The sequence below is a fragment of the Treponema sp. Marseille-Q3903 genome (genome assembly GCF_014334335.1).
GTDB lineage: Bacteria > Spirochaetota > Spirochaetia > Treponematales > Treponemataceae > Treponema_D.
This window is the reverse complement of record NZ_JACSEU010000001.1, coordinates 546,835-570,013: the sequence shown is the minus strand read 5'-3', so window position 1 is coordinate 570,013 and position 23,179 is coordinate 546,835. Positions and strand designations below refer to the sequence as shown.

General features: G+C 39.3%; 22 protein-coding genes. 14 read left to right on the top strand and 8 right to left on the bottom strand.

The genetic code is table 11. The annotated features are described in order from the left end of the window. The first annotated feature begins 2 nt into the window (after positions 1 to 2). From era to H9I37_RS02595, 6 genes are all read left to right on the top strand, one after another. Positions 3 to 917: a GTPase Era gene (gene era / locus H9I37_RS02620; protein WP_187380939.1), complete on the top strand. Its 915-nt coding sequence runs from the start codon at positions 3 to 5 to the stop codon at positions 915 to 917. A 69-nt stretch (positions 918 to 986) separates the two neighbouring features. Beyond that, positions 987 to 2,315: an HD-GYP domain-containing protein gene (locus tag H9I37_RS02615; protein ID WP_187380938.1), complete on the top strand. Its 1,329-nt coding sequence runs from the start codon at positions 987 to 989 to the stop codon at positions 2,313 to 2,315. A gap of 72 nt (positions 2,316 to 2,387) precedes the next feature. Then, the gene (locus H9I37_RS02610) at positions 2,388 to 2,630 is read left to right on the top strand and encodes a TIGR03905 family TSCPD domain-containing protein (RefSeq protein ID WP_187380937.1); all 243 of its coding nucleotides are present in this window, start codon (positions 2,388 to 2,390) and stop codon (positions 2,628 to 2,630) included. Between the two features lie 45 nt (positions 2,631 to 2,675). After that, positions 2,676 to 3,806, top strand: coding sequence for a redox-regulated ATPase YchF (gene ychF, locus H9I37_RS02605; protein WP_187380936.1), 1,131 nt, complete (start codon positions 2,676 to 2,678; stop codon positions 3,804 to 3,806). A gap of 105 nt (positions 3,807 to 3,911) precedes the next feature. Beyond that, positions 3,912 to 5,234 carry an ArsB/NhaD family transporter gene (locus H9I37_RS02600; RefSeq protein WP_187380935.1) on the top strand — a complete coding sequence of 441 codons (1,323 nt, stop codon included), beginning with the start codon at positions 3,912 to 3,914 and terminating at the stop codon, positions 5,232 to 5,234. A gap of 57 nt (positions 5,235 to 5,291) precedes the next feature. Beyond that, positions 5,292 to 5,672: a hypothetical protein gene (locus tag H9I37_RS02595; protein ID WP_187380934.1), complete on the top strand. Its 381-nt coding sequence runs from the start codon at positions 5,292 to 5,294 to the stop codon at positions 5,670 to 5,672. An 88-nt stretch (positions 5,673 to 5,760) separates the two neighbouring features. Here the strand turns inward: H9I37_RS02595 and H9I37_RS02590 are convergent, their stop codons facing one another. Together H9I37_RS02590 and H9I37_RS02585 are read right to left on the bottom strand one after the other, a co-directional pair. Further along, positions 5,761 to 5,919 carry a rubredoxin gene (locus H9I37_RS02590; RefSeq protein ID WP_187380933.1) on the bottom strand — a complete coding sequence of 53 codons (159 nt, stop codon included), beginning with the start codon at positions 5,917 to 5,919 and terminating at the stop codon, positions 5,761 to 5,763. Between the two features lie 83 nt (positions 5,920 to 6,002). After that, positions 6,003 to 7,643 carry a class I adenylate-forming enzyme family protein gene (locus tag H9I37_RS02585; protein ID WP_187380932.1) on the bottom strand — a complete coding sequence of 547 codons (1,641 nt, stop codon included), beginning with the start codon at positions 7,641 to 7,643 and terminating at the stop codon, positions 6,003 to 6,005. A gap of 151 nt (positions 7,644 to 7,794) precedes the next feature. Between H9I37_RS02585 and hisG the strand changes: the two genes are divergently transcribed. From hisG to H9I37_RS02550, 7 genes are all read left to right on the top strand, one after another. Then, positions 7,795 to 8,667, top strand: a complete 873-nt coding sequence (gene hisG / locus H9I37_RS02580; RefSeq protein ID WP_187380931.1) for an ATP phosphoribosyltransferase — start codon at positions 7,795 to 7,797, stop codon at positions 8,665 to 8,667. A 15-nt stretch (positions 8,668 to 8,682) separates the two neighbouring features. Continuing rightward, positions 8,683 to 9,300 carry an imidazoleglycerol-phosphate dehydratase HisB gene (gene hisB, locus H9I37_RS02575; RefSeq protein WP_187380930.1) on the top strand — a complete coding sequence of 206 codons (618 nt, stop codon included), beginning with the start codon at positions 8,683 to 8,685 and terminating at the stop codon, positions 9,298 to 9,300. Positions 9,301 to 9,329: 29 nt separating this feature from the next. Next, positions 9,330 to 9,779: a ribonuclease HI gene (rnhA, locus tag H9I37_RS02570; RefSeq protein WP_187380929.1), complete on the top strand. Its 450-nt coding sequence runs from the start codon at positions 9,330 to 9,332 to the stop codon at positions 9,777 to 9,779. Positions 9,780 to 9,841: 62 nt separating this feature from the next. Next, positions 9,842 to 10,678 (top strand): hypothetical protein, encoded by an 837-nt coding sequence (locus tag H9I37_RS02565; protein ID WP_187380928.1) that lies wholly within the window; start codon positions 9,842 to 9,844, stop codon positions 10,676 to 10,678. Then, on the top strand, positions 10,675 to 11,859 hold the full coding sequence (locus tag H9I37_RS02560) for a DUF8086 family protein (RefSeq protein ID WP_187380927.1): 1,185 nt from the start codon (positions 10,675 to 10,677) through the stop codon (positions 11,857 to 11,859). The genes H9I37_RS02565 and H9I37_RS02560 overlap by 4 nt, the downstream gene beginning before the upstream one ends. Positions 11,860 to 11,919: 60 nt before the next feature. Then, positions 11,920 to 12,666 carry a hypothetical protein gene (locus tag H9I37_RS02555; RefSeq protein ID WP_187380926.1) on the top strand — a complete coding sequence of 249 codons (747 nt, stop codon included), beginning with the start codon at positions 11,920 to 11,922 and terminating at the stop codon, positions 12,664 to 12,666. A gap of 223 nt (positions 12,667 to 12,889) precedes the next feature. Next, the gene (locus H9I37_RS02550) at positions 12,890 to 13,867 is read left to right on the top strand and encodes a hypothetical protein (RefSeq protein ID WP_187380925.1); all 978 of its coding nucleotides are present in this window, start codon (positions 12,890 to 12,892) and stop codon (positions 13,865 to 13,867) included. Between the two features lie 134 nt (positions 13,868 to 14,001). Here the strand turns inward: H9I37_RS02550 and groL are convergent, their stop codons facing one another. The 4 genes from groL to H9I37_RS02530 form a co-directional block, all read right to left on the bottom strand. Next, on the bottom strand, positions 14,002 to 15,627 hold the full coding sequence (gene groL / locus H9I37_RS02545) for a chaperonin GroEL (RefSeq protein ID WP_187380924.1): 1,626 nt from the start codon (positions 15,625 to 15,627) through the stop codon (positions 14,002 to 14,004). 175 nt (positions 15,628 to 15,802) lie between these two features. Further along, positions 15,803 to 17,779 (bottom strand): transketolase, encoded by a 1,977-nt coding sequence (gene tkt, locus H9I37_RS02540; RefSeq protein WP_187380923.1) that lies wholly within the window; start codon positions 17,777 to 17,779, stop codon positions 15,803 to 15,805. 28 nt (positions 17,780 to 17,807) lie between these two features. Continuing rightward, positions 17,808 to 18,275 carry a PTS sugar transporter subunit IIA gene (locus H9I37_RS02535; RefSeq protein ID WP_187380922.1) on the bottom strand — a complete coding sequence of 156 codons (468 nt, stop codon included), beginning with the start codon at positions 18,273 to 18,275 and terminating at the stop codon, positions 17,808 to 17,810. A 2-nt stretch (positions 18,276 to 18,277) separates the two neighbouring features. Continuing rightward, a complete protein-coding gene (locus tag H9I37_RS02530) occupies positions 18,278 to 19,780 on the bottom strand; it encodes a hypothetical protein (protein WP_187380921.1) in 1,503 nt (500 codons plus the stop codon). Positions 19,781 to 19,855: 75 nt separating this feature from the next. Here H9I37_RS02530 and H9I37_RS02525 point away from each other — a divergent pair, with 75 nt between their 5' ends. Further along, entirely contained in the window at positions 19,856 to 20,716 is an 861-nt protein-coding gene (locus tag H9I37_RS02525; RefSeq protein WP_187380920.1) for an MBL fold metallo-hydrolase, read from the top strand. 60 nt (positions 20,717 to 20,776) lie between these two features. Here H9I37_RS02525 and rpmB read toward each other — a convergent pair whose 3' ends face one another. Both rpmB and uvrB read right to left on the bottom strand, forming a co-directional pair. Continuing rightward, complete coding sequence (gene rpmB, locus H9I37_RS02520; RefSeq protein ID WP_187380919.1) at positions 20,777 to 21,004, bottom strand: 50S ribosomal protein L28; 228 nt, start codon at positions 21,002 to 21,004, stop codon at positions 20,777 to 20,779. Between the two features lie 155 nt (positions 21,005 to 21,159). Next, positions 21,160 to 23,157 (bottom strand): excinuclease ABC subunit UvrB, encoded by a 1,998-nt coding sequence (uvrB, locus tag H9I37_RS02515; protein WP_187380918.1) that lies wholly within the window; start codon positions 23,155 to 23,157, stop codon positions 21,160 to 21,162. Positions 23,158 to 23,179 lie beyond the last annotated feature (22 nt).

The following is a 23,179-nucleotide window of genomic DNA, read 5'->3' as shown; positions in this document are numbered from 1 at the left end:
ATATGGCTGAAGAAAACAAAGGAATATTAAAGACCGCCGTCGTTGCAATTATCGGGCGGCCAAGTGCAGGAAAATCGACTTTTTTGAACACAGCTTGTCAGGAACCTGTAAGCATTGTTTCGGCAATTCCCCAGACAACACGCAACGCAATCAAAGGAATTGTCAACACATCTTTTGGACAGCTAATTTTTATAGACACTCCGGGCTACCACGATTCGGAAAAAAAACTGAATCTGCGGCTCAAAGATATAACTGAATCTCAGCTAGACGATATAGACTGTGTCCTCTACATAATCGATTCAACGCGCCAGACAGGCAAAGAAGAAGATCTGACTGCACAACTTCTCAAAAATCTTCAGCAAAAAACTGTCGTTGCAATAAACAAGGCAGATTCTCATTTGTCAAAGCCAATTCCTGTCCGTCAATTTATAAAAGAAACTCTGCCTGAAATTCCAAAAGACCGTATCTTTGAAATTTCCGCAGAAAAAGATACAGGAATAAACGAAGTTTTGCGAGCATTGTACGACATCGCACCGGAAGGCGAGCCTCTATACGACGAAGAACTTTACACTGATCAAGATTTAACTTTTCGTGTATGCGAAGTTATACGTGGAGAAGCTATAAATCGGCTCCAAGATGAAATTCCACATTCCGTTTACGTCGAAGTAGCAGATATTGAGCACCGCAATGAAGGCAAAAAACTTTGGATTCGCGCATTTTTGTGTGTTGAACGCGAAAGCCAAAAAGGAATTGTGATAGGAAAAGGCGCTTCAAAAATCAAAGAAATAAGGCTTGCCGCTATTAAAAAACTGAGCGAAATATATATACAGAAAATCGACCTTGACCTTCAAGTAAAAATCGACAAAAACTGGAGACAGAAAGACTACACTCTAAAAAAGCTCATTTCTGATAATTGATTTCGGAAAGTGCAACACTAAGATATCTGTCCTTGTGTTTTTTCAAAAACAAGAAGATAATAATAAAAGATGGAATCTCTAGTTAAAGAAGTTGCAGAATTAAAAAGAATCCTTACAACAGATAAAATAATTCACATCGCAATAAAAATGCTTGCCTGTATAAACCGCGAGATAATATATCACAGCATCAGGACAACTTATATTTCCATAAAAATTGCAAAAAAATGCACGATCAATAATCGATGCAGCAAAAAAAATCTTCTTTTGCTCGCTCTGTTCCATACGCTCGGGTTTTTCCGCGAAGATTTATATTTCAATTATAATCCGTACGGGCACAATCCTGATTTTTTTTCAACAGACAAAGATACAACGAGCAAATATGTTTTTGCAGGATATTATCTTAAATACATGACTCCAATAGGCGAAGATGCCGAGTCTATTGAGCATTTTACAGAACCGTTCAATCAAAAACTAAAAGAGGAACATTACCAAAGCACATATAAAGGCGTTATATATCTAGCCGCAAGAATCAGCGAATATGTTTATAAAAATCCCAATACTCCTATGCCAAAGAACATTGACGACATTGCACCGGGATTCCTTGACCCTGAATACGTTGAAATTTTTAAAGATATAAACAAAGATGATGCCGTCCTCAAAGAAATTTGGAACGGAACTTATGAAGACACGCTTTCTTCGTTTATATATGAACAGAGTTTTACAGAAGAAGAAAACTTAAAGTTTCAATATCTGCTGATATATTTACTTGATTTTAAAAGCACTTATACAATGACGCATTCTATAAACACTTCGTGCTATGCGATGTCGCTCGGTAAAAGAATGCAGCTTAATGCAAGACAGATGTCGGACTTGCTCACAAGCGCTATTTTGCACGATGTAGGAAAAATGGCAACTCCTGCACGCATCCTAGAGTTTCCGGGAAAACTCTCCCCAGAAGATATGGGAATCATGAGGCACCACGTAAATCATTCAAAAAGGATTCTAAATGGAAATGTTCCGCAAGATATCCTCGAAAACGTTTACCGCCATCATGAAAAATTGAACGGAAACGGGTACCCACAGCATCTTAATGCAGAACAGCTCAATTTAATTCAGAGAATTTTAACAGTTGCAGATATCATAAGCGCTTTGAACGACAGGCGAAGTTACAAAGATGAATTTTCAAAAGACAAAACGATTTCTATTATTACAAGCATGGCAGAAAACGGAGAACTCGACCCTTCAATAGTAAAATATGTTCAAACCAATATGGACCAGCTGTTAGAGGAGCTTTCACAGTTGCAGGCGCTTCTTCAAGTTGATTTCAGCCTTGTTCTCTCAAAATACAACGATTACATCTATAACGACGACGATGTTGAAGACCTGAAATCTATTTAGACGGCAGCGTTTCACAATCTTCCTGTCAATATTTTCCTTGTTCAATCCCTTTAATTAGATTATATTTATAACATGAATCACGAATATAAAACAAAAGGTATATGTGCTAAAAAAATCACTTTTGACAAAGCTGACGACGGCACAGTAACAAATGTTCACTTTGAAGGTGGCTGCAATGGAAATCTCAAGGCAATTTCAAAACTTGTCGATGGAATGAAAGCGGAAGATATTGCAGCGACGCTCTCAGGAAATACATGCGGCTTTAAATCTACAAGTTGTGCTGACCAACTTGCAAAAGCCGTCACAAGCTGCTGATCGATTTATTTTATTTCATAAACAATTTTTATTTGAGGTTTATATATGTCACTAGAATGTGGAATTGTAGGATTGCCGAACGTCGGTAAATCAACCATTTTTTCGGCTTTAACAGCTGCTCCTGCCGCCGCAGAAAATTTTCCTTTCTGCACAATCGACCCGAATATCGGGATTGTTGATTTACCTGATGAGCGCCTTGATTTTTTAGCAAGCATTCACAATCCAAAAAAGAAAACTCCTGCCACTGTAAAGTTTGTAGATATAGCAGGCTTAATCAAAGGAGCCGCTCAAGGAGAAGGGCTTGGAAACAAATTCCTTGCGAACATCCGCGAATGTTCTGTAATTGCCCACGTTGTCCGCTGTTTTGACAATCCTGATATCATGCATGTTCGTGAAAACGCAAACGAAGCTGCTCCAATCGACCCTGAATCTGATATCCTCACAATAAATTGGGAGCTTTGTCAGGCAGATTTGAACACGATCGAAGTCCGCCAAGATAAAGTGACGCGCGCAATCCGCTCACTCGGTCACGAAGAAGAAAAAAAATATGCACCGTTGATAAGTGCGATTGCAAAAATCAAACCGCTGCTTCAGGACGGAAAATGCGCTCGCACTGCAAACCTCTCTGACGATGAAAAAAATGCGGTTTACGATATGTTTCTCCTAACTATGAAACCGACAATATATGTCGCAAACGTTGACGAAGACACAATATCAAAAGGCACAAACAAATACGTTGAAATTGTCAAAAAATACGCCGATGAAGAAAAATCTGAAGTAGTTGTGATATGCGGAAAATTCGAATCAGACCTTGCAGAAATTACAGAGTCGGCTGACAAAAAAGAGTTCATGGAGAGCGTCGGTCTTACAGAAAGCGGGCTTTCGGTTTTAGCTCGCAAAACATATCATCTTATGGGACTGAGAACTTTTTTTACAGGTGGACCAGATGAATGCCGCGCGTGGACAATTCACGCAGGCGACAAAGCACCTCGAGCCGCAGGAGTTATTCACACTGATTTTGAAAAAGGTTTTATCAAAGCCGAAGCGTACACAATCGATGATCTTAGACAGTACAAAGACGAAGCCTCAATCAAAGCTGCCGGAAAATATCGTCAGGAAGGAAAAGAATACGTTGTACAAGACGGAGACGTGCTTTTCTTTAAGTTTAATGTTTAAAGATTTATCAACAAAAAGTATCCGGCAAACAAAAGAGATTGTACAAAAACATACGTTACATACGTTTTTGCACAGTTACATCGGTTATCCAACACAAGGAGCAATATGTTTGAAATTAAATGGCTGATTCTCGCCATCGCATTGATAATGTACACTTTTGTAATTATCTTTCAAGATAAAAAAGCATGGATCACGACAGGGGCAGCAATTTTGGTTGTAATACTCAGCCTCGTATTCAGAGAAAATGTTTTTACAACCCAAACATCTTTGTCTTTGCTCGTATATCACTTCTTGTTTGAATTGATCAACTGGAATGTCTTGATGATTTATGTCGGAAGCATGACGATTGCTGCGCTGTTTATCTATTCAAAAGTTCCGGCAGGAATTGCCGACTTGATTGTTGAACATTCGCGCAGTGCAGGAATCGCTGTAGTTTTGATTCTCGCAATGACAGGCATCATCTCAATTTTTGTTGAAAATGTCGCGACAGTCCTTGTGATGGCCCCAATCGCTCTCGCACTTTCTAAAAAACTCAAACTCAATCCTGTTCCGTTTATGATTGGCCTTGCTGTTATGTCTAACCTTGAGGGAACAGCAACTCTTGTCGGAGACCCCCCAAGCATGATTTTTGCTTCTTATGCGCATTATAATTTTAACGATTTTTTTATTCACGGCGGAAAGCTTTCAATATTCTTTTTCATTCAGGCTGGCATGCTCGTAGGCTGCATTTTCTTCTATTGTTTTTTTTGCCGAGTAAAAGAAAAAACAGCAGTTGAAAAAGAAAAAATTATTTCATACTTTCCTTTGTCGCTCTTGATAGCAATGATTTTCGGCTTAGCCGGCATTTCTTTTTTAAGCACAGAGCTCGGATACGGCTCAGGATGTTTTGTATTTGCACTTGGAATAATCGGATTGATATGGTATCGGTTCAATCAGAAAAAAACTTTTAATGAAGTCAAAACACTCGTAAAAGAGCTGGACTGGGAAACAATCGGATTTTTAATCGGAATCTTTATTGTTGTTGGAGCGATAAGCGAAACAGGCTTGCTCGACGATTTTGCATCGTTGCTTGCACGTGTGACATCAGGCAATAGATTTGCAGGGTTTATCCTCATTCTCGCTTTTTCCGTATTGATTTCAGGATTTGTCGACAATGTTCCGTACATCATCGTCATGCTACCTGTTGCCGGATCTCTTGCAACAAGTATGAACGTAAACAAAGAACTCTACATGTTTGCACTTTTGCTCGGCTCGTGTCTCGGCGGAAACTTAACTCCTTTTGGCGCTTCTGCAAATGTCGTCGCAATGGGAATTCTAAAAAAAGAATCTCACCCTATTACATTCGGCGGATTTTTAAAACTGTCGGCACCTTTTACACTTTTGACTACGCTGGCAGGTGCTTTAACGCTCTGGCTCGTCTGGGCATAACTTTTTCTAATCTTTTTCTGCAACTTTCCGAACATAAAAGTAAGGAGTTGCGGAAAAATGACAAGTTTATCAAGTGTCATAAATGCTTATTCTTTCTCAAACAGCCTTGTTTCATCAGGTGTAAGCGGAAAACTTTATGTACCGGTAGCTCGTTCCGCAGTTCTCTACTCAAATTTTGACCATGTCTCAGGAGTCGCTGCAAAAGGCAATCAACAGGGAGTTTCAATCAGCAAGATAAGAATTCTCAATTCACTGATTGACCGCCTATCTGCAATAAAAAACCAACCAAAAGAATCAATCAGCGATATGAGCGAGGAAAGAGTACAGCAACTTATTGAAAACTTTCAAAAACAGTTGAAACAAACAATCACACAAACGCCTTATTTAGTAAACGGGGCAAAACCGCAGGCTGGTGAATTATTTCAAATTGACGCATAAAAAAAATAATTGAAAAAAAAAGCGCACCATTCAATCTGTTTCCAAATTTTAGGCGCGCGTAATTCTGAACAAAATCTACGACAAATTTCTACTCAACAATAAAACTTTCTTTTCCAGCTCCACATTCGGGACATTTATAATCTGCCGGAACATCAGCCCAAGCAGTTCCAGGAGCAACGTTATTTTTTTTATCCCCTTCTTCCTTATCGTAAATATGTCCGCATTTATCGCATTGCATTCTTTCCATGACGTACCCCATTAAAAAATCTATATGTCATATTATATCATCGAAATAAAAAAAGTAAATACAAAATAAATTAACAAAGCTATTTAATCAGACTGCATAACTTTGAAAGGGTCTTCAGTTCTGTACAATTCTCGAAGTTTCGGTTTTTCAATTTTGCCTGTTGGATTTCGAGGAATTTTAGCAAATATAATTTTTCTAGGACGTTTGTATTTTGGAAGTTCCATGCAAAAATTATTTATATCATCTTCCGTGCAGTCATAGCCTTCTTTAAGTTCAACGATTGCCGCAGCTATCTCGCCAAGTCGGTGGTCAGCAAGCCCGATGACAGCGACATCTTTGATTGCATCCATTTTGTGCAAAAAGTCTTCTATCTGAACAGGATACAAGTTTTCACCGCCAGTGATGATAACATCTTTTTTGCGGTCAACAAGATATATAAATCCATCTTTATCTATCTGAGCCATATCTCCTGTATACAGCCAGCCATCTTTATCCATAACTTCATCTGTCGCTTTTTGATTTTTGTAATAGCACGTCATGACGCCAGGTCCGAAAACTGCGAGTTCTCCTACCTCGCCTTGTGGAACTTCGCGACGCCGCTCATCGACTATTTTAGTTTTCCAACCGTAACCCGGCACTCCGATTGCACCAACTTTGTTGATATTTCCAACTCCAAGATGGACGCATCCAGGCCCAATAGATTCTGAAAGCCCATAATTTGTATCGTAATCATGGTTCGGAAAGAATTTCAACCAGTTTTCAATAAGTTTTTTTGGAACAGGTTGAGCGCCGATATGCATCAATCTCCACTGTGAAAGCTGATATTCGTCGAGTTTTACAGTTTCGTTTTCTATTGCGACGAGGATATCTTGAGCCCAAGGGACGAGCAGCCAGACAATTGTACATTTTTCGTCGCTGACTGCTTTTAAAATAACATCAGGTTTTGTTCCGCGCAATAAAACAGCTTTGCTTCCGCTTATCAACGAACCAAACCAGTGCATTTTTGCCCCAGTGTGATATAGTGGCGGGATACAGAGAAAAACATCGTCTTTAGTCTGACTATGATGTTTTTGTTCACATGCGGCAGAATGCATCAATGCGCGGTGTTTATGCAAGATTGCTTTTGGAAATCCCGTCGTCCCAGAAGAAAAATAAATTGCAGCGTCATCATCATCAGTGATTTTGAGGTTTAAATTTTCTGAAGAATAATTCATTACAGACAAAATGTAACTTTCAGAAAAAGTTGGAGGAAGCCCATCTCCAACATATATCAAAAGGCGGTGCTGCATAATTTTTTCGGAAATCGCCTCAAGTCGTCCTATAAATTCAGGACCAAAAAATAAAACAGAAATATCAGCGAGATTTAGACAATAGTCGATTTCATCAGATGAGTAGCGAAAGTTTAAAGGAACAGCGAGTGCTCCTGTTTTCAAAATACCGAAATAAATCGGCAGCCATTCAAGGCAATTCATCATAAGAATGCCGACTTTGTCACCGCGATGAATGCCGCGTTCCAAAAGGTAATGTGCACAGCGATTAGCCTTTTCATTAAAAATACACCAGCTGATTTCACGCCGATAAGGGAGATTCGGTTCAGGTTGAGTTAAATCATATTCTTTCCATGTGATTCGACGAGTGTCGCGCATTTCCGGGTTTAATTCTACAAGAGCACAATCATTTGGATATTTTTTTGCGTTAGTTTCGAGATATTCTGTAATAGGCATAATTAGAGATCCTTTAAAATTATCGAGTACTGTTGAATTATAAATGATTGAACGGAAAATTAAAAGATGACGCATTGAAATATGAGTTATTCTTTATTATAATTAAAGAAAATAAGGTTACGTAAAGGTGGCTGGATATTTGGAGAATAAAATGGAGAAATTAAAAATTTTGCTTGCAAAAGGACGCATTTATGAGTCTGTTTATCAATTACTAAGCGATGCCGGTATTTCAATCCATCTCCCAGATAGAACGTATTTTCCTTCAACAAATCAGGAAGACCTCGCTTTTCAAGTTGTAAAACCACAGATTACAAGCCTTCTTCTTGCGAATGACAAAGCCGATGTCGGATTTTCAGGAAAAGATTGGGTTTACGAAAACTGCACACAAGACGATGTTGAAGAAATTATGGATTTAGGTTTCGATCCTGTTAGAATTGTAGCTGCAATCCCTGAATCTCGCGACTTTGATGCTCTTTTAAAATCAAATGTTACAATCGCCACAGAATATCAGACTTTAAGCAAAAAGTGGGTAGATGATAAAAAAATAAACGGTACGATTTTTAGAACATGGGGGACTTCTGAAGGGTTTGTGCAGGATAAGGACGATTCTATCGCTCAGATTTTGATTGACAACACTTCGACAGGGTCTTCATTAAAAGCAAACAGGCTCAAGATTGTAGACACTTTGATGGAAAGTTCGACGAGAATGTACGCTTCAAAAAAGGCGATGAACAATCCTGAAAAAAAACAAAAAATTATGGAATTAAAAATGCTGTTTGAAAGCGTTTTGAACGCGCGCAGCAGAGTTATGCTTGAAATGAATTGTTCAGAAAAGAATTTTGACGCGCTGATTAAAGGAAGCCCCGCAATGAAAAGCCCGACAGTAAGCCCTCTTTTTGGCGGCAACGGCTATGCGGTTAAAATCGCCGTAAAAAAATCAGATGTTCCGACATTGCTTCCTAAATTGCAGAGTCTCGGCGCTACAGATATAGTTGAATACGAATTACGAAAAGTAATACTCTAAGTTGAGAGGCAAAATATGGCGAGAACAGCTTCTGTAAAACGAACAACTGGCGAAACTCAGATTGAATTGACATTAAACATCGATGGATCCGGAAAATATCAGGTAGAAAATCCTATCGGCTTTTTTGACCACATGCTCTGCTCTTTTTGCAAGCACGGACTTTTTGATTTGACAGGGACAATCAAAGGCGACCTGCATGTTGACCAGCACCACACAATCGAAGATACGGGAATCGTGCTCGGAGAATGTTTTAAAATAGCACTCAAAGATTGTGCCGGAATATACAGAAGCGGTTTTTTTATATATCCGATGGATGAAACTCTTGCTCAAGCCGCCGTTGATTTTGGCGGACGCCCTTTTCTTGTGTGCAACTCTCAGCTGACGGGAATCCCTCTAATTTCTTTAAACGAAGGAAAGCAATCTTCTTTTCAGACAGATTGTTTTGAAGATTTTTGGCAAGGGTTTGTAAACAGCGCTCAGTGCAACTTACACTTAGATGTTATTCGAGGAAGAAGCGATCACCATAAAATTGAAGCGTGTTTCAAAGCCGTAAGCAGGGCGATCAGAAACGCAGTAGAAATCGATGTTCGACGAGGCGGCAGCATTCCTTCAACAAAAGGCATTTTGATTTAACTGTTTATCAAAAACTCAAAAGGTAAATTATGGACGAAATTATCATATATACAGATGGCGGTTGCCATGGGAACCCTGGTCCTGGCGGCTGGGCAGTTGTAGTTATCGCTGATGGAGTTGCAAAACAAGTTTCAGGTGGCGAAAGCATGACTACTAACAACCGAATGGAACTCACAGCGGCAATAGCTGCGCTCTCTATAGTTCAAAACACTCAATCTTTTGCTGCAAAACACGTCACGGTAAACATCGACAGTCAGTATGTAAAAAACGGAATTACGACATGGATTAAGAGCTGGAAAGCAAAAGGCTGGAAAACTTCAGATAAAAAGCCTGTAAAAAATCAAGACCTTTGGGTTAAACTCGACGAACTGAACTCCGCCCTCAACGTGACATGGAAATGGGTAAAAGGGCATGCAGGCGTTGAATACAATGAACTTTGCGATAGCCTCTGTCAAAAAGAAATTGCAAAGTTTGAATAATTTCCAAAAATACTTCCTAAAATAACTTCATAAAAACTCACATTCGCGTCTATTAATATATTATGAAGAAATTTAATTTAGCGTTTTTATTGCCGATTGTAGGGGCATTTGTGCTCGGCTTATTTTCCGGCTGCACTTTTCATGCAGACAAAGCTTTTGAAACAATCCGGCTCAAACTTCCGCAATGGCCGCCGAACGACGGTTTTTCTGAAAACTATCCGCCGCTTTCAAAATGGAAAATCGAAATCCGAAGCGCCGAAGACTGCAAAACTTATTTTACTAATCAGGAAACTATAGAATTATCCGTAAAGAGGCACACCCCGTTTTGCACTCTCGCATACCCAATCACGCTTACACAGGACAATTATCAGACACAATATTTTATGCCGGCAGGATTTATCTATCCTTGGAACTACAAAGCTGATGATGCAAAATTTGAATGGGAAAAAGGGATTGCAGCATCTTTGATGGCAAAAATTTTCTTGAGCAAAATAGAAACCGGAATTTCAACACAGAAACTAAATAAATTTATCGGAACTTTTAACTGGCAAAAAGCATGCGAGACAATGTTAAAAACGGAACACAATCCATGGTTTTTAGAGTCGGAAAAATTCCTGCACGATTTGTGCAATTTGAATTTTAAAGCATCTCAATTAAATACAAAAAGCTGCATATCTTATGATTTGTCTGAATTAAACAAAACATTTGAAACATCTTTTCTATCATCATATATCCCGGAAAATCAAAAAATAAGAGAGCATTCTAAGATAAGTTTAAAAAAAAATAAACAGGTTTTATTGTATAATGGCAAAGAAACAGCAATCATTATCACTTACGAAAGTGCAAAAAATGTGTCACTTGAGATTATTTTTTTGCCGATATACATTGAAGATATATGAAAAGAATTTGCAAAATAATACGATTTCTCTTTTTAATTGAAGTAGTTTCTTTATCTACAATTACAAGTTGTAAAAAAGATGGAGCAAACAAAGCAGAAATTGAGTTGGGGTCTTTGCCTTTAGAGTTAAAAAAAGTAAATCATTCATGGTTTTATTTTACAGAAAACAATTTTAAACAGATTGAAAAACCTCAACTCGCCCCACACAAACCACAAAAGCCATGGACAGAAACAATCCGCATTTCATCAGCGAACAATTCTGCAACCAGCTCGATCGCAATTGTAAACAGACTAGGCGTTTTAACTTTTAATGGTGAACAAATAACTCTAAACCCCGATCCGAATCTTTTTGCAAACAGGACAGCTGGCAACCTTTTATTTTTAAATGAAACACCGATTTTTTCGGTTTACAAAAGCTCTTTTTTTAATGACACGATATCTGATGCCGAATACAAAAACAACAAATCCGCACATCTGTTTTTAATGCAGTATGACATTGCTACTGGGATTTCTTACCCGATAATCGATTGCAGCAACTTAACACAAGAAAAAAATTCTGAAGTTACAGATTTATTTTGGGACGGATTAAACTGGGCTTGTAGCATAAAAACAGTTTCGGAATCAAAGAATTCTTTTAATTATGTTACATTCCATCCGACAGTTCCGCTGCTCTCGCTTTCTCCATCGACCGCAAATGGAAAAATCACTGTAACCCCGTCCGATGCTGAAACATTCCGTAACATACGCTCACAACACGACTTCACAAATGCCCCTGAACGAATAAAATCGCTTCTCAATGGATTTCATAGAAAACTGCCATTCAGCATTGAAGTTAAAACCGAAGGCGGAAGTTCCCCGAGAACATACGGAAACTCAGTTCCAAACTCGCAGGAAAAAGAGTTGCAGGCAAAGGCAATCATCTCGCGAAGCTGGAGCGCCGTACTTTTTGAAGATGGAACGCTCTTTATCGAAGGAGCATTGCCGGGCAAACATATTCTTCGAGGAGGAAAAGCAGTAGCGATTAGGCTCCCAAAACTTCCGTCAGGTTACCTTTACACAGATTTTGTCATCTCAGGAACAACGCTTTATGCGGCATGGGAAGAATCTTCATTTTATAAGACAAGCCGAAGCGGATTTCTTCAGGTAAATATTGATAAAACCCTTTACGGAAAAATATTGTAAAGCTTATATTTTAAGGGGCTCGATTTGAAAAGCAAGTTTTTATTTTTTTCAATTTTTTTTATGTTCTCAGCCGTTTTTTTTGCCGAAGGAACAGAGTTATTAAACTCGTCAAATCAGGAGCAAAAAACAGAAGAACGTGAAAAAGATGCCGGACAATCCGCGATTCTAGGTGAAAAGTTCAAAAAAGTCACCTCTATGCGCGATTTTTTTGAAGCGGCAGACATCACCATGCATTTTGAACCTTCGGTATACATAAACCCTTACACAGAAATCGGCGGCAAATTTGTAAGCGCTCCTTCTCCCATCATATATCCGATTTCGATTGGTTTTCTCTGGCCGAATTACACATTTCTTGCTGTGAACCCTGTAATCAGTTTTTTTATGATGAATCATCTGTGGCACGAAAACATCGCTTTACCAGCCGAAATTGAAAACAGAACTACGACGACACTTTCATTTATGTTAAATATTCCAGCTTCAATGTCGCTTCATTTTGAAAAAAGCAGGCTTCAGATGACTGCCGGACTTGGAATATTGATGCGGTTTGGAATTCTAGCTCCGTCGGTTTCTTCAACAGATTATGGCTATAGCGGCAGCGCAGGCTCAGATGTTGACAAAATAAACAACTGGTTTTTGCACAATATGAACTGGTTTTACATAACGACAGGCATTTCGTGGCAATATCAGCTAGCTTCAAAGCTACGAGCAGGTCCTGTTTTAAACATCTATATTCCAATAGGAACGATTATCTCAACATGTACAGCGCAAGGGATGATGATTTCTTTTGGAATAAAAATTTGCCGGTAAAGTCGAGGAAAAGTCGATTGCAAAATTAAAAAACAGATTGGATGTTCGGCCGCAAATCTTGCTCGCTTACAATGCTTATGCAAAGTTTATGCAAAGTTTATGATAAAAATCGCAAAATCTCAAAATTGCAAAATCTTGATAATTTTTAAATTTAATGTATACTATTCACATCGACGATAGTGCTCCTATCAAATTATTATTTTATGAAAGAAGGATTTATTTTATGAAATTAAAAAATCTCTTTGCTTGTTTTTTTGTCTTTTCATTAGTATTTACATCTTTGGCAGCTCAAGAAGGCAAAGAATCGCCGTGGACATTTTCCGTATCTACAGACTTTGCATTTTATCCGAAATCTGACTACATCAAAGGCGGAACACATTTTGCCCCAATCACAGGACCATACAGCGGCGTCGAAGGTCGCGTTACGGGTTCTGCATCTTACAAAATCAACACTCCGCTTGGTGACCACTGGCTGTTGAATTCTGCAAACCTTGTCTTAAAAGGCAACCTTGAACTGACCCCTATCTCTGTTCGACCGGGTTTGACTGCAACATTCACTCCGCTTCCTTTTATTGTATTTAGCGCAGGTGCAAATGCAGGTACAGGCTGGGCTATAGCCGGACTTAGAGGCATGTCTATTGCAGACAGTTCTCTCGTTTCTGATGGGAAATACACAAATATCACACCTTTTACAGCATATTATCTAAAATGGTTTGCAGAAGGAACATTCCAGTTCGATACGGGAGCTCTGTTCCCTGGTGATTGGACTCACTTTCAGATAATGTACACTTATCAGATTTACAGCGAATACCTTACAGGAACAAAATCCGGAGATATCTGGATGTGGCAGGCTTCTGGAAACAAAGTAAATGGACTTTCTAATTATCAGCAGCTAATTCTCGCTTATCAGATACCTTGGGTTTTAAGTCGTGCAGGATTAGTTTTTGAACTGGAAGGATATTTTAAAGATTCTGTTTATAACAACAGCGATTTTAATGGCAGTTTCAAACAGATAAGCATAAGTCCAATGGCACAGTTCACTCTTGGAGAACACGATGTTCTTTCTGTGCTCGCAGGATTTTCAAGCCGAAGGAGTTTTGCAACTGCTCATACAGAATCATATCAAGAAACTTCATTAAAATATGCCGGCTATGAATGGATATTCTACAGAATTGCGTTGAGCTGGGCTCACACATTCTAAAATCCTAAAATCAAAACATATTTACAGGCTACAAAAAAATCTCGCCGTTTGAAAACTTCAAACGGCGAGATTTTTTGTTAAATCAAACTGTTCAGACTTCTCTTAAAATCATTTTAGAGAGAAGCCCGACGGAATTAATACATCATTCCAGGATCTGCTGCTGGAGCAACAGGAGTTTTTGGCTCTGGGATATCTGTCAATGCGCATTCAGTTGTCAAAAGCGTTCCTGCAACAGATGCAGCATTTTTCAAAGCAGAGCAAGTTACTTTTGCCGGGTCAATGATTCCAGCTTCGAGCATATTTATCCATTCGCCAGTCAGGGCATTGAATCCAATACCTTTCTTTTCATTTTTAGCACGTTCTGCAATTACAGCGCCGTCAAGACCTGCATTTTCCGAAATCTGGCGGATTGGCTCTTCGAGAGCACGAATTACAATCTTGAAGCCAACTTTCTCATCTTCAGTTAAGTCAGCAGGAACTTCCTTAAGAGTTTTTGCAGCTTCGAGCAAAGCGATTCCTCCACCGCTTACAATTCCTTCTTCAAGTGCAGCACGTGTGGCAGCGATTGTATCTTCAACACGGAATTTCTTTTCTTTCATCTCTGTCTCTGTGTTTGCACCGACATTGATTACAGCAACTCCTCCTGACAATTTTGCAAGTCGTTTCTGAAGCTGTTCTTTATCATAAGAAGATGTTGATTTTTCAATAGCATTTTTGATTTCTTCAACACGAGCCTTTATATCTTTTGAATTTCCGGCACCGCCTACGATTGTAGTGTTGTCTTTGTCTATTTTGATTGTCTTAGCCTGTCCAAGAACTTCTGTTCCGCATGTTTCAAGTTTAAGTCCGACTTCTTCAGATACTACAGTTCCGCCTGTCAAAATTGCGATATCCTGCAGCATATCTTTACGGCGGTCGCCAAAGCCTGGAGCTTTAACTGCACAAACTTTAATAGTTCCACGAATTGTGTTCAAAACCAAAGTTGTAAGAGCTTCACCGTCAACATCTTCGCAGATTATCACAAGAGCTTTTCCTGCATTTGCAACTTTTTCCAAAATCGGAAGAAGGTCTTTCATTGCGGAAATCTTTTTGTCGTAAATCAAGATAGAAGCGTCATCAAAATCAGCTTCCATTCTTTCGCGGTCTGTTACAAAGTAAGAAGAGATGTATCCGCGATCAAACTGCATACCTTCGACAGTGTCTACAGTCATCTCCATATTCTTCGATTCTTCTACAGTTATAACGCCGTCTTTTCCAACCTTTTCGATAGCATCGGCAAGCATTTTACCGATTTCCGGGTCATTGTTAGCAGAAATTGTAGCGATGTTTGTAATATCATCTGCGCCTTTTACAGGTTTAGCGTTCTTTTTAATTTCTTCTACTGCAAGTTTTACAGCTTTGTCCATACCGCGTTTAATTTCGATTGGGCGCATACCTGCAGCAACAGCTTTGATTCCTTCACGAACAATCGCATACGAAAGAACTGTTGCAGTTGTAGTACCGTCACCTGCATCATCATTTGTCTTAGAAGCAACTTCTCGAACAAACTGAGCACCCATATTTTCATACGGATCAGCAAGTTCAATCTCCTTTGCCACTGAAACACCGTCTTTTGTGATAATCGGTGAACCATATTTTTTGTCCATCATGACCATGCGTCCACAAGGTCCCAAAGTTGTCTTTACAGCTTTAGAAATCTGTTCCACACCGCTCAAAAGCTTTTTTCGAGCATCTTCACTGAATAATAACTGTTTAGCCATTTTTCTATATACCTCTTAATTATTTATATATTTAGCATTACATTTAAAATACAAATTTTTTTTTCTATCGGCAAGGAAAATCGATTTTTTGGGAGATAACACATCGTACGTTTTATAAAATAAAAAAAGGCATCTGGGCAAATAGCCGGATGTCTTTTACAATGCGATCGATTTACTATTTCTTCAACAATTTTGCAAAATCGTCTGCTGTAAAGTGAAAATATTCAGCAACTTTATTCGCAGGTCCTGATGTGCCAAATTGATCAAGACAAAAACAGTTTTCTTTTGTCGTGAATTGAAGCCATTCCATAGAAATTCCGGCTTCGGTACAAACTATACGTTTTGCGTTTCCTGTAATTTTTGCCTGTTCTTGTTTTGAAAGATTTTCGAACTTCTTCAAGTCAGGGACTGAAACAACGCGAATCGATTTTCCGCTAACTTGTTTTGCAGCGTCGAGGGCCATGTTGACTTCAGAACCACTCGCCAAAATTGTGATATCAGGGTTTGAAGAACCTTCTTGTACAACGTACGCACCGTTTTTAGCCATATTTTCTTTCCAGTTTTTATCAGCTTTTTGGTAAACTGCAAGAGCTTGGCGTGTAAATGCCATACAGACAGGATGATTTTTAGAAGCATAAGCAATCTTCCACGCTTCCATTGATTCTTCAGGGTCACCAGGTCTGATAACTTGAACTCCGGGAATTCCACGCAGTGAAGTCATTGTTTCAATTGGCTGATGTGTAGGACCGTCTTCTCCTACATAGATTGAATCGTGTGTAAATACGTATATAACAGGCTGTTTCATCAAAGAGACAACGCGGAGTGATGCCCGGAGATAATCTGCAAATACTAAGAATGTAGCACAGAATGGGCGGAGTCCCCCATGCAATGATATTCCTGCACAAACAGCAGACATCGCAAATTCTCTGATACCGAATTCAATTGTACGTCCGGCACGATTTTCTGGACTGAAAGTTCCGTTGTCAGTCGCCTTGAATGCAGTCTTGTTAGGTCCCATCAAGTCAGCAGAACCTCCGACGAGGTTTGCGTAACGTGCAGCTATTACATTTAAGGCTTTTCCTGAAGCGTCTCTTGTTGCGCAAGCATCTCCAACTTTGTATTCAACATCTTTTACGGTTTCGTCTGTTACAGCGTCTGTATGATAAGCATCCCAGAGTTTTTTGAGCTCAGGATTTTCTTTTGTCCAAGCGGCAAAATTCGAATTCCAGTCAGATTCGGCTTTAGCAAATGATGTTTTTTTATCTTCAAAATATTTGTATGCCTCCGGGACAACGTAGAAGTCTTTATCAATTGGAAGTCCAAGAGTTTTCTTAGCTTCGATAATGCCGTCAACTCCTAGCGGAGCACCGTGAACATCAGCTGTATTCTGCTTTGGAGCACCTTTACCAATCACTGACTTGAGCATAATCAAAGACGGTTTATCTGAGCACTTCTTTGCTTCTGCAACGAGTTTTACGATTTCTTCGACATCATACATGCTGCCTTTCAAAACCTGCCAGCCGTACGCTTCGTAACGTTTTTCAATATCATCTGTAAACGTAATATCTGTGCAACCGTCGATTGAAATTTTATTCTGGTCGTAAAATACAATCAGTTTTCCAAGTTTAAGGTTTCCTGCCAGCGAACAAGCTTCTGAGGCAACGCCTTCTTGAAGGCAGCCTTCCCCAACCAAAGAATATGTATAGTGATCAACGATTGTATATTTTGGTGTGTTGAATTTCGCAGCGAGCATCTGTTCGGCGATCGCCATTCCTACAGCCATTGAAACACCCTGCCCAAGAGGACCTCCTGTACACTCAACACCATCCGTATCTCCATATTCAGGGTGACCCGGACATTTTGAGCCGACTTGGCGGAATGTTTTTATATCGTCCATAGAAACTTTATATCCGGCAAGATGAAGGATTGAGTAAAGCAGCATAGAGCCATGTCCGGCAGATAGCACAAAACGATCCCTATCAGGCCATTTTGAATTTGAGGGATTGTGTTTCATGATTTCGCCATATAAAACTGCGCCTAATTCTGCCGCCCCGAGCGGAAGTCCCGGATGTCCTGAATTTGCTTTTTGAATAGCGTCCATAGACAAGCTGCGTATTGAAAGTGCAACTGCCTCAACTCCTTTTTTATCCATAATTATTACTCCTAAAAAATAATTTAAATTAAGCGAGCTCTTTGATTTGCTCTTCGATTTCAGCTTCATCAGCCTGAGCTTCGAGCGTTTTTCTAAATTTACAATTTCTAAACAAAGCAGCCAAAGACGATAATACTTTTAGATGAAACTGAGAATTCTGCGTAAGAAGAATAAACATAACATAAACACTTCTTTCATCCGGAGCGTGCATATCGATCGGAGTTTTTAAATAAACTACACATATCCTCTGGTCTTTTTTCTCTTTTATAATCGGGGAGCGCGAATGAGGAAGTGCAATCCCATTACCAACAGCTGTACTTAACACTTGTTCGCGAGCACACAGCGCACTGTAAACTTGGTCGGATGTCATTTCCTCAGGCAAATCTATCATCTTACAGACTTTTGCATAAATTTCTTCAGGCGTTTTTCCTTCAATATTTTTTAATACTCCGCCTTTGCGAATCAACTGCGCTATATCAACGTTTTCATCTATCATTTTTACTTTTTATCCTCCAACTCAATAGAGTCATTTTTTACTATTTCAAAACCGTTTTTTCTGTCTGACTCCAAAACACAGCTCAATGGGACACAGATATCTTCAAAAGTTTCTTCCATTCCATCAAGAGAAAGAGAAACTTCATCAACAGGAAAGTGGTTGCGCAAGAACACGTTTTCAACTTCTTCTAAAAGATGCACAACATGGCTATAAAGCTGCGAAAGAATTGCGAGTTCCTGTTGAGGAAAATTTTCAATTTTTACACTAGGATGTCCGATCGCTCCAAGCAACTCATTGACCTGTGAAAATAATTTTAGAATTCTCTTCCTTATCTCTGCAACCGGATAGTCGGAAAAACGGTTGTAGTTCCGCTTCAGTATATCATGACGCTTTTCTATGTTCAACAATACAAGTCTCCGCTCCGCCTGAGTCATAATAAACACGGAAGGAAAAATCAGATCGACTAAATCGGAAAAATCATGCTCGGAATCATCTTTTTTGTTTTTGATATTGTCATATATGAGATTTTCAATATAAGCATCTATCACACGTGGAGTGAAAGTCATCGCAATCTGCGACATTATAAAATCACTTTTTATAGATTCTTTATTCCATTCGCCTATGTATGGAACGCTTTCTCCTTTTTTCCAGATTCTAGACTCAACTCCATAAGGTTCAAACCCGATTTTAGTTGTGTGTTCAAGGAATTCTTCTACTGAGCCGGGATTTTTTGTACACAATTTTATTTTATTTTCTAAAAAAATATATGCCAACTGCTCTTCGATTGAATTCATTGGACCTAGCTTGTCAAAACTTGCGAGAAGGCTGTTTTCAAAATCGGAGTACCATTGCTCTCGCTCAATTGCGTCATTTGAAACAATCAGGCTGTCTGTTTGACATGGATGACGCATCATCTCAACAAGGCTTTCTTCCCAATTGATTACGCGGCACAAAACTCTGTCGCCATAGCAAAATTTTCCATCTTCCGTGATTTTGTCCAAAGGCCAGACAGTAAGCCTCATTTCCGTCGGCATTGAATACCGAACAGATGAAAGCGACAGTTTATTTTTTTTGTCGTTGAAAATATATGGGATAGCATAGCCTTCACCGTAAAGCGAAAAAGTATCCATTGCAAGATTCATTGAAATTTTGGCTGACGAGCTTTTAATGATTGCACCATGAGCCATGACGGAGATGCTGTCAGGCGCAGTTTCAGGATTTATAAAAGGCATGCAGCGGTGTCCGAGAAGAAAGACACCTTTATTGACCTCTTCCTTGCTTGGCTTAAAACTAAACACGTAACCGGTAAAAATTCCTGCACGAGTGATGTATTCGTCGTTTACAAGCGGAAAAACATAATCAGACATATGGAGAATATCAATCGCATCAGACATTGACATTCTCACTCCTTCCGACTTAAGAAATTTGTAAAAATCATCAGATGTAAAAATTTTGTCTTGCTGAAGCAAATAATTTTCGATTATATTATTCTCTTTGTAAGTCACGGTTGATATTCTAAACGAAAACAAAAAAACTGTAAATTAGTGTTATTTCACGATTTATAATGATATAATTTTACGATGAAGTTACAATTTTTGGGTACCGGAACAAGTCACGGCGTTCCTGTAATTGCCTGTGACTGCCCTGTTTGTAAATCTACAGATTTTCATGATAAAAGATTCAGAAGCTCTGTTTATATAACGGCAGATGACGGCAAGTGCATTTTGATTGATGTTGGACCGGACTTCAGGATGCAGGCGCTCAATTTCAACATAAGAAAAATCGACGCAGTTCTTTTGACACACGCACACGCAGACCATCTTCACGGAATAGATGACTTAAGGATATTTTCATGCGAAGTTTCAAACAATTCTGATAATAAAAACGATAAGTACAATGCTCCGCCAATTCCGATCTACACAAACTCGGAGACCGCAAAAGATATTTCATTCAGATTCGGCTATTTGTTCAAAGAAGTGACTGAAGGCGGCGGGCACGCAAAGATTTTAGTGAAAAGCGTTTCAAATAAATTCAAAATCGGAGAGACTACAATTACACCGCTCCCGATGATGCACGGGCACCTTCCGACGACAGGCTGGCTTGTCACAACAAAGGAAAACAACTCAATCGCTTACCTTACAGACTGCAACTACATAAGCGATGATTCAATCGCTCTGATTCATAAAAACTGTGGGAAACTAAAGCACCTCGTCATTGACGGATTGCGAATAAAAAAACATTCAACACATTTCAATTATCTAGACGCATTGCAAGCATCATCAAAAATCGGCGGAGAAAATATCTGGCTCACTCACATGGCGCACAATTCTTCGCACGAAGAAACTGCCGCTTATCTTGATGAACACCGCAAAGATTTTCCTGAATTAGAGAACGCTGATACAATCTTGCCGGCTTATGACGGGCTGACAATTCAATGTTAAAAAAAAACCTCGAGATTGATTCCCGAGGTCTTGAAATTTGCTATGTTATCAGTCAATAAATTAGTTTTGAGAAACTTCAGCAGCCTTTGGCACTCTTACTTTCTTTTCAAAGAAACCACGGCTGAGACAACTTGAGCAAACTTTAATAGTTCTTACTTCTCCGTTAGGAAGAGCAGCTTTTACACTGTGGAGGTTTGGTCTCCAAGTTCTGCGAGTATGGTTGTAAGATTTACTAACTTTATTACCGGACATAACGCCTTTTCCGCAAACATCACACATTCTAGACATTTTCTTTATCCTTCCTTATATAAAACAATGATTCACGATTAACGATAGTTCGAGAAGTTTACACAAACTTTAAATAAAAGTCAATGGATAGGTTTGATAAATTTACAGGATAGTATCAACTTTATCATTATCAGTTTTTTTTTCACGCAAAAATACTATTTCCCGTAAATGTTTTCTATATCACGAATTTGATCTCTGATCGCCGCAGCTTGTTCGTATTCCATTCTGTCAGCACAATCTGACATCTCTTTTGTCAACGCTTTTATAAGTTTGCGCCTTTCGCTTGGATTAAACAAATTTGCTTCTTTTTTCAAAACATCAAGTTGCATTTTTGCTTCTGCGTCAGCATCTGATTTTTCATGAACAAGGATATCTTCAACAGCCTTTGAGATTGTTTTTGGTGTAATGCCATGTTCTTTATTGTATGCTTCCTGAATTTCACGACGATGTTTAGTCTCTTTGATCGCTTCTTCCATTGCTGGACTCTTGTGGTCTGCATACATGACAACTTTACCATCTGCATTGCGGGCGGCACGTCCAATAATCTGAATAAGAGAAGTTGTCGAACGTAAAAACCCGATTTTGTCGGCGTCGAGAATTGCGATAAACGAAACTTCTGGCAAATCTATGCCTTCTCGGAGCAAGTTGATTCCTATTAAAATATCAATTTCTCCGGTGCGCAGTGATTTTAGAATTTCAACGCGTTCAAATGTATCTATCTCAGAGTGAATATACCTTACTTTAAGGTTGAGTTCTGTAAGATAATCTGTCAAATCTTCAGCCATTTTCTTTGTCAACGTCAGGATAAGGCTGCGTTCGTGTTTTTCGACTTTATCTTTGACTTCTCTAAAAATATCTTCCATCTGACCTTCGCTCGGGCGGACTTCGATGACAGGGTCAAGGAGCCCTGTCGGGCGGATGAGCTGTTCTACAACTTGCGTACTTTGTTTTACTTCTTCCGGACGGGGTGTTGCAGTTACATAGATAATCTGATTCATCTTTGCATCGAATTCAGCTTTTTTGAGCGGTCGATTATCAAATGCCGATGGAAGGCGAAATCCGAAATCTATTAAATTTTGTTTACGGCTGCGGTCACCTTCGTACATCGCTCCAATTTGCGGGACTGTGACGTGCGCCTCATCTATCATGCACAAAAAATCATCAGGAAAATAATGTAGAAGCGTTGCAGGCGGCTCCCCTCGTTTACGCCCTGAAATCGGACCGGAATAATTTTCGATTCCGGGACAGATGCCCATCTCTCTGAGCATTTCGATGTCATAAGTTGTGCGTGTCTTAAGTCGCTCGGCTTCTAGAATTTTTCCCATAGAACGAAGTTCTTCAACCCGCACTTCCATCTCATTTTGAATACGATTTGTCGCTTCTATCAAAGCGTCGCGCGGCACGACAAAGTGCTTTGCAGGATAAAAAACAGTCTCGTCGAGTTCTTCAATTGTATTTCGATTCAAGGCATCAAAACGCTGTATTTCGGCAACTTGATCCCAATCGAGAAGAATTCTGTACGCTTCATCGGTTTCCATGTATGGCGGGAAAACTTCTATCACATCGCCTTTGATTCTAAAATTACCGCGCTCAAGGATATTGTCGTTTCTTGTATACTGCATTGAAATAAGAGAATCGGCGAACTTTTTTATGTCAAAGCTGTGTCCCTTTTCAACGTGGACACGCATCCCTTTGTATACATCCGGCATACCAAGCCCATAGATACAAGAGACAGTTGCAACTACAATTACATCACGCCTTTCCATAAGGCTATAAGTTGCTTTAAGCCGCATCTGGTCAATTTCACGGTTGATGTCACAATCTTTTTCGATATACAAATCTCTGGCGGCAACATACGCTTCAGGTTGATAATAATCGTAATATGAAACAAAATATTCTACGGCGTTGTTCGGAAAAAATGATTTGAACTCGCGGTAAAGCTGCGCAGAAAGAGTCTTGTTGTGGCTGATAATCAATGTCGGGCGTTGAACTTTTTCTATGATTTTTGCCATAGTAAAAGTTTTTCCAGAACCCGTGACTCCTTTTAAAGTCTGGAACTTATCTCCGCGTAAAAAACCTTTTGACAGTTTTTCTATCGCCTGTCCTTGGTCTCCGCTCGGCTCAAATTGGGAAACTACCTCAAATTTTCTCATCTATTCTCCAAGATAAAAACAA